Here is a 14404-nt window from a genome sequence, read left to right as displayed (position 1 = left end):
CCTCTTCCAGACAGCGGTCCGCGGTCTGCTGTCCGCCGTCATCCCAACCCGCTGACCACGGCTAGCTCAGATAGGTCTCCGCAAAGGCCAGCAGCGCTTGCTCGAAGACCGCCATCGGTGGCAAGGCCAGACCCGCGCCTACCTGGCCGATTCCCGCCTCGCGGTGGGCGATCCCTGTGTTGATTCGGGGTCGTATGCCCAATTCGATGATCTGGCGGATGTCCACGCCGACAGGGGTGCCCCGAAAATCCAGCACCGGAATAGTGAAGTAAGGGTGCTCTGCCACGGTGATCTCGTACATCTCCAGGGTGGCATTGAGGGCATCCTGCGGCGTTCCGCTGACGAAGGAGACGATGGCGGGTGCTGCCGCCATGGCGAACGCCCCGATGCCCGCGGTTTCTGTGATGGTGCTGTCGCCGATGTCCGGGTTGGCATCTTCGCTGGTGAAACCAGGGAAGTAGAGACCATCGGGTACCTGGGCCGGCCCGGTGAACCATTGATCTCCCAGGCCACTGACACGAATGCCCAGCTCTGTGCCGTTACGAGCCATGGCGGTCATGACAGTGCTGCCCTCGATGCCGTGGCCCGCATCGGCCATGGCCTTACAGGCTGCCATGACGGGATTGAGGACCGTCAGCGCGTTGTCCCCGAGGAACTGCAGGATCTCTGCCTCGGTTTCGCTGTCGTCAACAGCTCGTGCGATGTTGGAGGCCAGGCGGGTGGTAAAAAGAAGTGACCCGGCCTTGTTGCGGTTGTGTCCCTCATCGCCCATATGAAGCGATTCGGACAACAGGGCGCGCATGTCAAGCCCGCCGTCGCTCAATGCCAGCGCTTCGGCCAGGGCGGGTCCCAACACATCGTTCATCCAGCGCAGCTTGGCGATGACCTCCTCGCTGAAGGCGCCGTAACGCAACACCTTGCCGTAGCCCTCGTTCAGGTTGCAGAAGGCAACGTTGCCGTGGGTCACATTCTCGACCACGTATACCTGCATCGAAGGGGATGTGACCCCAGCCATGGGGCCTACCGAATCGTGTTCGTGGCAGGGTTCCAGATCGATTTCACCTGCCTTGATCATGGCCTCCGCCGTCGCTTCGTCGCTTGCAGAGCCTTCAAAGATCAAGGCACCGATGATGGCTCCCTTCATGGGACCGGAGGCCTGGTTCCAGGCAATTGGCGGGCCAGCATGCAATAACAGGTTGTCTCGCATGCCCGGGATCACCTCACGCGCCGGGGCGACCCCCTTCAGGATCGGACGCGCCGAGGTCATGCGCTCAACGGCATTCTGATTGGCTTGTTCGATGTTAATCATGATTCTTTCCTCATTTTGGCCAGGATGGACATGAGTTTCTCGTCGCCCCCGGCCGGCGGGCGCCAGTCCACGTGGATCGTATCGACGTCCTGGGCCTTCAGGCTCTCGTAGAAGGATTCCAGTCCTACGTTGATGACCGAAAGGCTTGCGCCGAACTGGTCCAGCGGAATGGGCGGGTAGGCATAACGATAGGGCTGGCGCAGCCGTTGGCTCACATAGGCTACTGCTTCCCCGGTGCTGCGAAACAGAGTCGCTCCAGCCTCGTTCAACTGAGCTATCTGGGCATCCACATCCTGGGGATCCTCATCGGTGCCCACGACGATGGCGACCACTTCCAGGTCTGCACGCTGGTCTCTTGCTTCGGCAATAGCCGGCGCAAGCTCGCTGGCGAGATCGGGATGAGAGCCCTCGCCTAACACCACATCCATCAGGATCAGGCCAACCTCCGGGTCGGCGCTTTCCTGGCGCAGGCGCCGCAGGCGCAACTCGTTATCCATCATCGGATGCAACCGTCCCTGGGTGAATTCATCCTCGCCCAGATCCAGAATGGTGTGAGCCTGGCTCTGCCAACTGTTGGGCAGGCGTTGCTCAGGGTTCAGCGGCACGTTTGAATAGAGGGGAGCGAGAGTTGTTTGAAGGCCAAGCAACGCCTCCACGGCCAGCGTGCCACCGGAAAAGAGGCCACGCAGATAGCCAGCCGCGGGTTGCTCTGAGCTGCGTGCGGCAAAGGGAACATCGGTAAGATCAACCGCCAGTTGGGCGGCTTCATCCAGGCCGGCGGCGAAGTGAAGATTGCCCAGGTGCCGCGCCGGTGAGGGATAGCCAATGAAATTGACGACGACAGGCTTGTCGATGGACTGCGCGGCGGCCAGCAACTCTGTTGCCACGCTGGCAGCTGGCGGCTTAGAGATGAGCACGACGGTGTTCGTAGCGGGGTCGCGGCCCAGTAGATCCAATGCCTGAAGGGCAGTGATTCCACCAACCTCGCCCTTCAGATCGCGCCCACCGGTGCCGAAGGCCTGCGAGACGCCCTCGCCCAGATTGTGAATGGCGCTGCTCACCGCCTGCAAACCTGTGCCCGATGCGGCGACGATTCCGATCTCACCCTGGCGCACATGGTTGGCGAAGCCCAGTCCCACACCGTTTATGTTGGCGGTGCCGCAGTCCGGTCCCATCACGAGCAGGCCTTGATCGCGAGCGCTCTGTTTGAGCTCCATTTCGTCCGCCAGATCGACATTGTCACTGTAGAGAAAGACGTTTTTTCCCAGGTCCAGGGCTTGCCGGGCCACATCGGCGGCGTAGCGTCCCGGCACCGAGATCAACACCCATCCTGCGCCGGGCAGAGCTGCTGCTGCCGCCCTCAGGCTGCGTGGCTGGTATTCCTGTGCGATCGTCGAACGGCGCTGCGTTAGCAGGTTGTCAACCTGAGACAGGGCAGCGGATGCGGCTTGTTCGCTCTCTGCCTTGACGACGATCAGCAGGTCTTCCGGTTTGGCATCGAGGGCCGGAACCGAAAAACCGGTAGCATCCAGGATCTCCAGGTTGGCAGGGGTAGCCATCACCACCGCTGCGTCAATCACCTCGGGCAGGGAGGCCAACGATCGCTGCAGTTGCATCAAAACCACCGAGTCGTAGTAAACGCCGCGCCGCAGTTCGTGCTGACTGACCATGGTCAGGCGTCCTGAGTGGGCTCTTCTACAAAGGCAACAGCCCGGCAGAAAGCCGCCTCGCCACCCTTGAATAGCCAGGGAAAGGCGCCCAGCGTGAGACGCCGATTCTGCAGCTCGGGCGCTCCGATGGCACCCCCAAGGTTTTCCACGTGCATGCAGTCGTGGGGGAAGAGCGCGTTATGCGTGAGCTGGTAGGCCGAGTCGGGGAACAGGGTTTCCATGTTTTCGGCACCAAACTTGGCTTCACATTGGCTGCTGACTTTCTGCCAATGCTCCAATCCACCCTTGCCCAGAAAGCGGCCAATGGGCAGATTCATCGGATGGTCGGTCGAAACCATGTCGACGCCCCAAACGTGGATCTTTTTTTCAAGCAGCCAGTCGCAGATCTCAAAATGAGGACCGGGATGGCGGTGAAGATATTTTACCTCATCCGGCTCGTCGCCGAATTCGGCGTACCTGTGCCAGCCGGTATGGATGAAAAGGATATCCCCGTCGCGAACTTCGACCCGTTCCTCGATCATCTCGGGCGTGAAGATGTCCAGCTCGTCCAGCACATCGCTCATATCTACGATCACGCCGGTTCCGTAGAGCCATTCCAGCGGAATCTGGTCGATAGTCTTGCCGCTGGTGACGAAGTGGCGCGGCGCGTCCAGGTGCGTGCCCATGTGGTTTGAGGTCTGGATATACTGGGCATTCACCCCATGTTCCGCTTTGCGCTTGAAATACTTTACCTCGAAGGGTGGATAAAACGGCCAAAAAGAGACATCCTGGTTGAGGGGTTGGGACAGATCATAGATCTTCATGGCACTCTCCTGAAGGTTGGTGAGAACGAGTTGGGTAGGGCCTCGCTCGTCTGCTGACTTGCACTCAAAGCAAACGCATTGTAGTATGGCTTTACCCGCGGGTCAAGCGCCAGCGGTCGCAGAGACACGGCGACGGTTTGGACCACGAAGGCGCGAAGTCTCACGAAGGACGCGAAGCGCGAAGGATACCAAGGGCAGGAAGGGCTCGGTTACGCCGCCAGCACGAAAGCAGGCGGAACGCGGTGACACGGCGACGGTTTGGACCACGAAGGCGCGAAGTCTCACGAAGGACGCGAAGCGCGAAGGATACCAAGGGCAGGAAGGGCTCGGTTACGCCGCCAGCACGCGTACCGTGACGCTAGCAAGCGGTGCGTGAGCTAGGTAAGGCCACCGAGAGGTCTGAGCCAGCTAAGTGGTGACATATTGACATTCTTCCTCTGCGACACGGAGACTCTGATACTCCGAGACTCCGAAACCCCGCAATCTGCGAAGACCTATCCGCACAGGAAGTAAGCAAAAAACAAGGAGTCCCTGATGACTGTCAACCCGGCCTCCCTGGCGGAGACCGTTGCCCCGCTCCGCAGCGGCCAACTTGATCTGCCCGCCTACGTGGATGAACAATGCGACCGCGTTGAAACGGTCGATTCTAAGGTGGCGGCCATGCTGCCCGAACCTGCGCGGCGGCAGCGTTTGCGCGCTGAGGCTTTGGCCCTGCAGGCCCGTTATCCTGAACCAGCCCGACGGCCGCCGCTGTATGGGGTTTTGGTGGCTGTCAAGGATATTTTCCACGCCGATGGTTTTGTGACAGGAGCCGGTACCATGGTGCCGGCCGAACTTTTCGCAGGTCCTGAAGCTATGTGTGTGACCCAACTGCGCGACGCAGGCGCGCTGATCCTGGGCAAGGCCGTTACGACCGAGTTTGCCTACTACGAGCCGGGGCCAACACGTAATCCCCATAACCTGAAACATACGCCCGGTGGTTCCAGTAGCGGATCGGCAGCAGCTGTGTCTGCGGGACTCTGCCAACTGGCCCTTGGCACCCAGACGATTGGCTCGGTCATCAGGCCGGCGGCCTTTTGCGGTGTGGTTGGCTTCAAGCCGAGCCTGGATCGTATTGCCACCCAGGGCCTGGTTTATTTCTCGCCGACCATCGACCATGTGGGCCTGTTCACGCAGGATGTGGCAGGGATGACTCAAGTGGCAGCGGTGCTCTGTCGCGATTGGCGGACCCTTCCCCCGCAGGACCGTTTTCCGGTCCTCGGCGTGCCGGTAGGTTCCTATCTGGACCAGGCGCAACCGGAGGCATTGAGGGCTTTCTGGCAACAGCTCGACCGGCTGGAGAGGGCCGGTATTGCCGTTCGCAAGGTGCCGGCGCTGGCGGAAATCGAACGGATCAACCACCTCCACCGGCGTCTGGTGTTTGCCGAGTTTGCGCAGGAGCATGCCGGCATGTACGCCGACCACGCCCCTCGTTACCGGCCGCGCACCGCGGAGATCATCGAGATTGGCAAGACCGTCACGGAGGCTGAGCGGACCGGGGCTTTGGCCAGCACCCGCCAGTTGCGTCAGGAGATGGAGGCAAAGATGAACGCCGCGGGGATCGACCTGTGGGCCTCTCCCGCGGCACCTGGACCGGCGCCGGCAGGAATCGAGAGCACCGGTGATCCAGCCATGAATCTGCCCTGGACCCACGCCGGCATGCCGGCGATAACACTGCCGGCCGGCCAGGCAGCCGACGGCCTGCCGCTGGGCCTGCAACTGGTGGCGGCCTTTGGTGAGGATGAGCGCCTGCTGGCTTGGGCTAAAATGCTGGATAACCTGAACGCGCTGGCGAACTGACATGAACGGGCTTTCATCGTCGCCGCTGATCCTCGTCACCGGCGCAGCCGGCAAGACTGGCCGGGCGGTTATCAGGGCGCTGCGATCGGGCGATGCCGCCGTTCGGGCGTTGGTGCGCCGCCCGCAGCAAGCGGCCGTCAAACGCGAGCTGGGGGTGAAGGAGGTGGTCGCCGGCGACCTGATGGACAGGGAATCCCTGGCACAGGCCTTCCGCGGCGTCGACAGCGTCTATCACATCTGCCCCAACATGCATCCGGCGGAGGTCGATATCGCAGAAGGAGTGGTCAACGCCGCGCTGGCGGCCGATGTTCGCCACTTTGCCTTCCACTCGGTGCTTCACCCGCAGACCGAGGAGATGCCTCACCACTGGCAGAAGCTGCGGGTCGAGGAGATGCTGTTCCAGTCGGGGCTGCCATTTACCATCCTGCAGTCCGCGCCTTACATGCAGAACCTGCTTGCCCACCGGCAGCGCATCGTCGAGGGGGGCGAACTGCCCATGCCCTACCGGGCCGACGCGCGATTGGCTCTGGTCGATCTAAACGACGTGGGGGCCGCGGCCGCGACGGTACTGCTGGAGCCGGGCCACAAGGATGCCATCTACGAACTGGTGGGGGAAGCGGCGCTGTCACAGCGCGAAACGGCGGCGATCCTGGGCCAGGAATTGGGCCGCCCTGTGACCGTGGTCGAAGTGCCGCTGGATGGCTGGCAGGCCGGGGCGGTGGCACGTGGCCTGGACGGCTACCGGTTGGAGAGTCTGCTGCGCATGTTTGAGTACTACGAAGCGCACGGCCTGACCGGCAACCCCAACGTCTTGCGCTGGCTGCTGGGCCGGCCACCCGCCTCCCTTGCCAGCTTTGCCCGCCGGGAGTTCAGCTGAAACAACCAGGGGTTACGGTGAAGAATCGTTTCTGAATAGTGACTGCATATAGATTTCTGATATAATAAATCTATGCTAACTGGAGGTCTACCATGTCGGTAAGAGTCATGATTTCATTGTCGACAGCACGGAGATATTGCGCCAGTGGCGTGACCAGCGATGAGCCACCAGGTTTTGGTCATCGACACCTCCGTGCTGGTCAAGTGGTATCGCCTGTTCGCCATGCAGATAACCTGGTTATCGCCCACCAGCGGGGTTTTGCAGCGCGCTTTGGAGATCGCCCGCGATAGCGATGTGGCGGTGTATGATGCCACATTTGCGGCCATAGCGGAGAAACTTTCGGCGGTCTATGTGACGGCAGATCAGCGGTTCACGAGCAAGGTGCCAGAATTGCCTTATGTGAGACGTCTGGCCGGTTTTCAATCCCACTGAATCGCCTCGGGGGCACATGTTTTAATACTACGAAGCGCACGGCCTGACCTACGGCCTGCGCAAGACCCTCTTGCTCTGTCTCGACCTGGAGCTGATCTCACCGCGCCGGTATCGCCATGCCAGCCAGATGACGGCAGAGGTAGGGCGGTTGCTGGGCGGGTGGCGCAAGAGCGGTTGAGGCGCCGGCCCGACCCAGGGACCCTTCTGCAGATCCAGGGGCCGGACCTCTGCGATATTTGCCCAATGGAGGTTGCGGTAGGGGCGTACCCTTGTGGTCGCCCTGCACACCGACCCAGGGACCCTTCTGCAGATCCAGGGGCCGGACCTCTGCGATATTTGCCCAATGGAGGTTGCGGTTAGGGACGTACCCTTGTGGTCGCCCTGCACACCGACCCAGGGACCCTTCTGCAGATCCAGGGGCCGGGCCTCTGCGATATTTGCCCAATGGAGGTTGCGGTAGGGACGTACCCTTGTGGTCGCCCTGCACATGCCATCCCTCGACTCCAACTATCAGCCTGTTGCTTGCACTGGCGCCGGTGGTGGCGTTCGGGATCGTACGTTTCGTCTGCTATCGCTTCTGCACCGACTGCACCAGTAGTACAAACAGCCACATGCTCAGCGCGCCCAGGCCGAAAAAGAGGAGATTCTTTTGCTGCTCAGCGGGGATATAGTCGGAGGCCAGGTCGCTGGCCACGTCCTTGGTGGTTTCCATGGCAATCCGCGCCGTGGAGGGTGGGGGCGGCGCCTGGCGGGGAGGTGGTGGTGCAGTTTCGGAGGCAGCGGCCTCTGGTGCAGCGGCCGGCGCCGGCGGAGCCAGCCGCGCTTGGATCTGGGCGTCCAGCGACTCCAGGCCCTGGCGGGTGATCGATTTGGCCGTGCTTTCCATCAGACGCTGGCCGACGTTGGCGATTTTGCCGCCTACGTCCACATCGCCCACATAGTGCATGATCGTGCTGTCGCCATCTTCTTCAAGCTGCCATGCACCCGTGCCAGAAATAAAGCCAGGTGCTCCCCGTCCGCTGACAGTGATCGTGCAGCTTTCCGGAGGATTGACTTCGCCTAGCTCGACCTTGCCCTGGAACTTGCCTTGCACTGGCCCCACGCGGACGTTCATGACACCCAGGTACTCAGACTCGCTGGTTCGTTCCATCTTCTCTCCGCCTGGCAGCGCCTGGCCCATCACCTCGGGGTCCATGATCGCTTCCCAGACTGCCTCGCGGGGTGCCGAAAATATGTAACTGCCTTCAAGATGCATGAAAACGACTCCTTAAGCGCCTGCTCCCTGCGCCCTGTTTTTGGCGTTCTGAACCAGCTCAAACAGCCGGTTGGGACTCAGGGGGATCTCATTGAGTTCCAGATTGTGGTCAGACAGGGCGTCCTCGAGTGCCTGGGCAAAGAGTGGACCGACCGGGATCGCCCCCGCTTCACCGGCGCCCTTGACGCCCAACGGGTTGAGGGGTGAGGGGGTCTCCACATGGTCGGTTTCAACCAGGGGGACCGTATCTGCGGTGGGCAACAGGAAATCCATGAAGGATGCATTGAGCAGCTGGCCGTTCTGGTCGAAACAGAGTTCTTCGTAGAACGCGTTGCCGATACCCTGGGCTACACCGCCCCGTATCTGGCCCTCCAGAATCATCGGATTGAGCACCGTACCGCAATCGTGAACCGCTACATACTTCTTGATGTCGATCATCATTGTCTCAGGGTCCACCTCAACGATCATGGCGTGCACCCCGCTGGCGGTGGCGCCGCGCTCTGGCCCAAAGTAATCGGTAGCCTCCAGGCCCGGTTCATCCCCTGGCTTGACCGCGCCGCGCAGCGGATTGGCGAGAGCCGCCAGTTCACCCAGGGTAATGGCCAAGGCCGGCGTACCTTTGACGCGCACGCTGCCATCCACCAGTTCCAGGTCCTGCTCGGCAACCTCAAGCTCCTCGCTGGCCTTCCTGAGGATTTTCTTGCGCACGCCCACTGCTGCCGCATGAATGGCGTTGCCTGCTACCACGGCGCCGCGGCTGGCAAAAGTACCTGCGCCCCAGTAAAATTCCGATGTATCTCCGGTTACCAGCCGGATGTTTTCGACAGGCACGCTCAACTGTTCGGCGACCACTTGAGCAAAGGAGGTGAAGTGTCCCTGCCCCTGGGTGCCGATACCGGTAGCGACGCTAACCCGGCCACTGGCTTCCACGGTGACCTTGGCGCCCTCGTAGGGGCCGATGCCAGTTCCTTCAACATAGGTCACGATTCCGAGACCAACATGTTTGCCCTCGGCCCGTAACTGCGGCTGCTGTTCATTGATGAAGTTCTCATAGTCGATCATCTCCATGGCCCGGTCCAGCGCGGGTTCGTAGTTGCCGCTGTCGTAGACCAGTGGAGCAAAATCCTGGAAGATGATGTCGTTACTGTAGGGGAACGCGTCGGGGGCGATCAGGTTGCGTCGTCGAATCTCGACCCGATCGATGCCCAGTTCACGGGCCGCGGCATCCAACAATCGCTCCATTACGAACACCCCATGCTGGCGGCCAGCGCCGCGATAGGGTGTCACGATGGGCTTGTTGGTGAAAAGGGCCTTGAACTCCGAATAGTAGTTCCGGATATCGTATTGGCCTAACAACGTGCATTGGCTGTTGATTGGCACAGTCAGGCCGTAGGGAGCATAGGCGCCGGCGTCGTGGAGGAAAACATCCTTGACGCCCAAAATCCTGCCATCTTTCGAGAGGGCGATCTCCGACTCGTGCAGTTGGCCTCGCTCCTGGGTAGTAGCAAAGAAGTTTTCCCGCCGGTCCTCAATCCACTTGATTGGCCGGTTGAGCTGCATGGTGATCCAGGTCAGCATCACCTCTTCCGGGTAGAACATCATGATCTTGGGGCCGAAGGCGCCGCCGATAAAGGGGGCGATAACCCGCACCTGGCGTTCGGAAAGGCCCAGCATGGCCGCGATGCCGTTGCGAATGGGAATGGGCGCCTGGGTGGTGTCCCACATGGTCAGCTGCTCGGTTTTTGCATCCCAGTTGGCGACGATGCCGCGGTTTTCCATCGCGGCTGCGGTTCCCCGGTCGTAGGCGTAGCTTCTCTTTACGATCAGGTCTGCCTGATCCGCGGCCTGAGCGTAGTTGCCCTTTTCCTGGATTACGTGGGCATTCAGGTTGTGGCCCAGATCATCGTGGATAACGGCTGCACCGTCGGCCAGGGCTTGCTCCAGGTCTACAATGGCCTCCAGCGGCTCGTAATCGACGAAAATCAGATCGAGCGCGTCTTCAGCAATATAACGACTCTCGGCCACGACCACGGCAATCGGCTCGCCCGCATAACACACCTTGTCCCTGGCCAACGGCACATGGGTGCGGGTATTGAAGATCAGACCTTCGATGGGAGGGGGTTGCACCAGCAGGGGCCCCGGTTTCCAAAGGTCACCGATGTCCTCGGCGGTGTAGATCGCCACGACACCGGGCACCTCAAGGGCCATCGAGAGGTCGATGTTGCCAAGCCGCGCGTGGGCATGATCGCTGCGCAGAAAGGCCGCGTGCAGCATGTCAGGCAGATCGACGTCGTCGGTGAACAGCGCCTGACCCGTGAGCAGGCGCGGGTCTTCGTTGCGTTTAAGTGGTTTGCCGATAAAGCGTGTAGTCATTGCTCGCCGTCAGTCCGTTCTGGTTTCTTCTGCAATTTGCAAATTCCCCATTTCCTGCGCGGCCAGCCTCACCGCATCCACGATACCCTGATACCCCGTGCAGCGGCAAAGGTTGCCGGAGATAGCCTGGCGGATCTCTTCTTCACTGGGATTGGGATTCTCCTCCAGGAATGGCACCAGGGTCAAAATGAATCCTGGCGTACAGAAGCCGCACTGCAGGCCATGGGTCTCTCGAAACGCAAGCTGGATAGGATGCAATGCCTCAAGACCGCTGGCAGAAGTCCACTCCGGTGCAAGGCCCTCGATAGTCGTTATCTCATGGCCGTGGACCTGTACGGCGAACAGCAGGCAGGAGCGTACCGCGTCGCCGTCGAGCAGAATTGTGCATGAACCACAGGAACCATGTTCACATCCAACATGGGTGCCGGTGAGCCGCAGCTCGTGGCGCAGGAAATCACTCAGCAGCAGGCGTGGCTCGACGTCGCGTTCGTATGGTTGGCCGTTAACTGTGACGGAGACAGTTTGCAGATCAGTCATTGTCTGTGGTGTCTATCCTCAAGGAGTCAGCTGTCAGCTGGATAGTGCCTGTTCAAAGGCTCTGGTCAGTGTTCTGTTTGCCAGGACTTCGGCCAGATGCCGTCGAAAAGCTCGGGATGCATGGATATCGGCCACCGGGTCGACATCCTGGGAAGCCGCAGTTTTGGCGGCCTCCGCGATCAGCTCGGGCGTGGGCAACTGTCCGAGCAGTTTGGCGGCAGCCTGCTTTGCGGGGACCGGCATTTCGCCGACACTCAGGAAAACAAGATGAACCTTCTCACATCGACCGGCGCCATCCAGTACGACCTGGGTAGCCGTGCCAACAATAGCATAGTCACCGGGACGGCGTGCTACTTCGTCGAAGGCCCAACCGCTGCGGGGCGGCATCGGCGGTATCGCCACCTCGATCAGTATCTCGTCGATGGCCATATCGGTGGTGAAAAGGCCGATGTAAAAATCCCTGGCTGCCACCCAGCGTTCCCCTCTTTGGCTACGCAGGCGGAACCGGGCTTCCAGCGCAATGGCAACGGCGGGCAGTTCGGCCGACGGATCGGCATGGGCCAGGCTGCCACCTATGGTGCCACGGTTGCGAATCTGATGGTGCGCGATGTGGGGCATCGTTTCATGGAGCAATGGGGCGTATTGGGCCACTTCGGCCGCGTTTTCGACGATGCGATGGCGCGTCATGGCGCCAATGTGCAGACTGCCATCGCTATCCGATTTCATGAAGGCTAACTCTGGAATGTTGTTGAGGTCGATCAGGACACCTGGTTGTGACAGGCGGAAATTCATGGTGGGTACCAGGCTTTGACCACCTGCCAACAGCTTGGCGTCATAGCCATACTCAGCCAGGTTGACCAGTGCTTCTTCAAGGGATGTGGGGGAAACATACTGAAAGGGAGCCGGCTTCACGTGGTTGGGACCTCCAGGAGCCTTTTTCGGCAACGAACAAATTCACCGGTTCGTGAACGATGGTGCTTTCTGAAGCGGATTCGCCATGATGGAATCAGTATGCCAGATGTTCTGACCGTTGTCAAGCGTCTCTTTCAGCGGCCCAGCAATTCTGAACACGAGGCACGATAGGGGAACGGTGCTGTTTGGTTGGGTAGGGCGAGCCGTGATATACTGTTGCATGGAGTTCCCTCAGCTTCGTCGTTTCCAGACTCCTTTGGTGTTCATCGTGTTGTTTTTCGCTGCATGGATTCCCCGTGCGGCGGCTCTTGACGTCTTCGCAACGCCAGATGAACACCTATGGTTGGCGCGCTCAGCCAACTTCTATCAGGCGATCACCGTTGGTCAATACCAGAACACGTATCAGCGCGAGCATCCCGGCGTCACGGTCACGTGGGCAGGTACCCTGGGCTTTCTTCAACGTCTTCCCGAGTACGCTGAACAGGCAACAGACCAGCTGGATTGGAACAATGAACTGCACGATGAACTTTCCGAGTGGCTGGAGGACAACAGCAACGTCCGTCCACTGGATCTGCTTGCTGCGGGACGCTGGTGGATTGTCCTGGCGATTTCGCTGCTGATTGCCGCTTGTTTTCTTCCACTCCGCGATCTGTTCGGTCCCTTGATTGCCGCCCTGGCTGTCCTCTATTTTGCCTGGGACCCATTCTACGTCGCCCTCTCCCGGATGCTTCACGTGGATGGCCTGTTGACCGCACTGGCGACATTGACGCTGTTGATGTTTCTGGACTGGCTCTATGTACGACCGCGGTGGTACATCCTGGTGACCTCAGGAATTCTCCTGGGGTTGACGGGGCTCACAAAGACCCCGGCGTTGTTCGTGGCCTTAGCTGCCGGGTTGCTGTTTCTGGCAGAATGGTTGCGCCGCCGGCGGTCAGACGAGCCGATGCCGCTAAGCATGCCCCTGGGGTTCCTGGCCTGGGGCGCCGCGGCATTAATCACCTTTGTGGCCCTGTGGCCTGCCATGTGGGTGGATTCGTTCGGTGTAATGGAACGTATTATCGAGAGGATGACCGTCTACTCCGACAAGGGCCACGTGAACTTCTTCATGGGACAGATCACCGCCGACCCTGGTCTTCTCTTCTATCCTGTTGCCTGGTTGTTTCGAACCACGCCGGCCACGGTGATCGGCCTGGTCGCGGCTGGCGTCTTGATATGGCAGCGACGTTGGCCGCTGGACTCCTCCTTGAGACGGCGGAGCGCGACGGCGCTATTTTTTTATGCTCTCTTTTTTATCGCCATGATGTCCATCGGCGACAAGATGTTCGACCGTTACATCCTGCCGGCGTTTCCTGCACTGGACACCGTTGCACTCCTTGGCTGGTTGGGGCTGGCCGTCTGGGTGCTGTTTCGTTTAACTGGCCGCCAGGAAGGCACTGAGGTCGATCTGGCGGCGCACAGGAATGGCCTCGTCGCAGCCATCGCGCTGGCAGGCTTGATCCTGTTGCACGGCATATTCACTCTTGTTCACTTCCCCTATTATTTGACCTATTACAATCCATTGCTCGGTGGCAGCCGAACCGCGCCCGATGTGATGTGGGTGGGCTGGGGAGAGGGGCTGAATGAGGCAGCCGAGTGGATCAACCAGCAGTCAGGATCTGAACAGACGCGGGTCATCTCGTCGTATGGCGATGCTCCCATGTCCTATTTCCTGCGCGGCTCACGGATGATAAGGCCATACGGGTCTCCCGATTACTGGTTCAGCGCCGACTACGCCGTGCACTACGCCAACAAGTGGCAAAGGCGGCTGCCTTCGAATGATGTGATGGCGTTCTTGTCCACCCTTGAACCTGTGCACGTTGTTCGAAGCCACGGGCTGGAACTGGCTCGGGTTTACGACATAAGAGCAGCAACCCCACCCGAGTTCCTGACGTACGATCCCAGGTCCGCAGCCATCTTCGATGACCAGATCATATTGAGGGGACATCGCTTTGAGCGACCTGTTATGGTACCTGGCGATACCCAGCAGGTCACGCTCCTTATCGAGCCGACAGGTGTAATGATCGAGGACTACCATGCGCTGGTGCAGCTGGTGGGACCGGATGGCACGGTGCTGTGGCGCAGCAGAAGCCGTCCGGCCGATACAGCTACCAGCGACTGGCCCCTGCTAGAGGAGAAAGAGCACGTGGTAGAGCTGGTTGTTCCCGATGACGCGTCGCCCGGCCAGTTTGCCGTGACTCTTGCCTTTGAAGATCCTCTGACTGGCCGGCTCTTGCCGTTGAACCGTGGACATGGCGAAGCTATCGGCGATGAAGGCCACCACGCAGTGGCCTGGATTCAGGTGCAGAGGCCAGAAACCTACCAACTGGACGCCCGGTGGGAGCAGGTTCAGTTGAACAG

At 60.3% G+C, this 14404-nt stretch carries 11 protein-coding genes; 4 read left to right on the top strand and 7 right to left on the bottom strand.

Annotated elements, in window-relative coordinates:
* Positions 1 to 61: 61 nt before the first annotated feature.
* Genes U9R25_13465 through U9R25_13455 form a run of 3 tightly spaced genes read right to left on the bottom strand, consistent with a single transcriptional unit; the run spans position 62 to position 3782 of the window.
* Positions 62 to 1309, bottom strand: a complete 1248-nt coding sequence (locus U9R25_13465) for a DUF1116 domain-containing protein (GenBank protein MEA3336914.1) — start codon at positions 1307 to 1309, stop codon at positions 62 to 64.
* A complete protein-coding gene (gene fdrA / locus U9R25_13460) occupies positions 1306 to 2979 on the bottom strand; it encodes an acyl-CoA synthetase FdrA (GenBank protein MEA3336913.1) in 1674 nt (557 codons plus the stop codon). Before fdrA ends, U9R25_13465 begins: the two co-directional genes overlap by 4 nt.
* Before the next feature lie 2 nt (positions 2980 to 2981).
* Positions 2982 to 3782, bottom strand: coding sequence for a cyclase family protein (locus U9R25_13455; GenBank protein ID MEA3336912.1), 801 nt, complete (start codon positions 3780 to 3782; stop codon positions 2982 to 2984).
* A 534-nt stretch (positions 3783 to 4316) separates the two neighbouring features.
* On the opposite strand from U9R25_13455, the gene U9R25_13450 reads away from it, so the two are divergent.
* The 3 genes from U9R25_13450 (at position 4317) to U9R25_13440 (ending at position 6930) form a co-directional block, all read left to right on the top strand.
* Positions 4317 to 5621 carry an amidase gene (locus tag U9R25_13450; protein MEA3336911.1) on the top strand — a complete coding sequence of 435 codons (1305 nt, stop codon included), beginning with the start codon at positions 4317 to 4319 and terminating at the stop codon, positions 5619 to 5621.
* Position 5622: 1 nt separating this feature from the next.
* Positions 5623 to 6498, top strand: a complete 876-nt coding sequence (locus U9R25_13445; GenBank protein MEA3336910.1) for an NmrA family NAD(P)-binding protein — start codon at positions 5623 to 5625, stop codon at positions 6496 to 6498.
* A 159-nt stretch (positions 6499 to 6657) separates the two neighbouring features.
* Positions 6658 to 6930, top strand: a complete 273-nt coding sequence (locus tag U9R25_13440; GenBank protein MEA3336909.1) for a hypothetical protein — start codon at positions 6658 to 6660, stop codon at positions 6928 to 6930.
* Between the two features lie 568 nt (positions 6931 to 7498).
* On the opposite strand, the gene U9R25_13435 is transcribed toward U9R25_13440, so the two are convergent.
* Genes U9R25_13435 through U9R25_13420 form a run of 4 tightly spaced genes read right to left on the bottom strand, consistent with a single transcriptional unit; the run spans position 7499 to position 12007 of the window.
* On the bottom strand, positions 7499 to 8185 hold the full coding sequence (locus tag U9R25_13435) for a carbon monoxide dehydrogenase subunit G (GenBank protein ID MEA3336908.1): 687 nt from the start codon (positions 8183 to 8185) through the stop codon (positions 7499 to 7501).
* A 12-nt stretch (positions 8186 to 8197) separates the two neighbouring features.
* Positions 8198 to 10558, bottom strand: a complete 2361-nt coding sequence (locus U9R25_13430; GenBank protein MEA3336907.1) for a xanthine dehydrogenase family protein molybdopterin-binding subunit — start codon at positions 10556 to 10558, stop codon at positions 8198 to 8200.
* A gap of 9 nt (positions 10559 to 10567) precedes the next feature.
* Positions 10568 to 11095 (bottom strand): (2Fe-2S)-binding protein, encoded by a 528-nt coding sequence (locus tag U9R25_13425; GenBank protein ID MEA3336906.1) that lies wholly within the window; start codon positions 11093 to 11095, stop codon positions 10568 to 10570.
* Between the two features lie 33 nt (positions 11096 to 11128).
* A complete protein-coding gene (locus U9R25_13420) occupies positions 11129 to 12007 on the bottom strand; it encodes a xanthine dehydrogenase family protein subunit M (protein MEA3336905.1) in 879 nt (292 codons plus the stop codon).
* A gap of 220 nt (positions 12008 to 12227) precedes the next feature.
* On the opposite strand from U9R25_13420, the gene U9R25_13415 reads away from it, so the two are divergent.
* Positions 12228 to 14404: glycosyltransferase family 39 protein (locus U9R25_13415; GenBank protein ID MEA3336904.1), on the top strand; the 2177-nt coding region annotated here is incomplete at its 3' end.

It is taken from the genome of Chloroflexota bacterium (assembly GCA_034717495.1).
In the GTDB taxonomy this organism is placed as follows: domain Bacteria; phylum Chloroflexota; class Anaerolineae; order JAAEKA01; family JAAEKA01; genus JAYELL01.
The sequence above is the reverse complement of the archived record's forward strand: the minus strand, read 5'-3'. Positions and strand labels throughout refer to the sequence as shown.

Bases quoted from the DNA above. Each gene is read 5' to 3' on its own strand.
- U9R25_13465 (MEA3336914.1), bottom strand. From the start codon at position 1,309: ATGATTAACATCGAACAAGCCAATCAGAATGCCGTTGAGCGCATGACC.
- fdrA (MEA3336913.1), bottom strand. From the start codon at position 2,979: ATGGTCAGTCAGCACGAACTGCGGCGCGGCGTTTACTACGACTCGGTG.
- U9R25_13455 (MEA3336912.1), bottom strand. From the start codon at position 3,782: ATGAAGATCTATGATCTGTCCCAACCCCTCAACCAGGATGTCTCTTTT.
- U9R25_13450 (MEA3336911.1), top strand. From the start codon at position 4,317: ATGACTGTCAACCCGGCCTCCCTGGCGGAGACCGTTGCCCCGCTCCGC.
- U9R25_13445 (MEA3336910.1), top strand. From the start codon at position 5,623: ATGAACGGGCTTTCATCGTCGCCGCTGATCCTCGTCACCGGCGCAGCC.
- U9R25_13440 (MEA3336909.1), top strand. From the start codon at position 6,658: ATGAGCCACCAGGTTTTGGTCATCGACACCTCCGTGCTGGTCAAGTGG.
- U9R25_13435 (MEA3336908.1), bottom strand. From the start codon at position 8,185: ATGCATCTTGAAGGCAGTTACATATTTTCGGCACCCCGCGAGGCAGTC.
- U9R25_13430 (MEA3336907.1), bottom strand. From the start codon at position 10,558: ATGACTACACGCTTTATCGGCAAACCACTTAAACGCAACGAAGACCCG.
- U9R25_13425 (MEA3336906.1), bottom strand. From the start codon at position 11,095: ATGACTGATCTGCAAACTGTCTCCGTCACAGTTAACGGCCAACCATAC.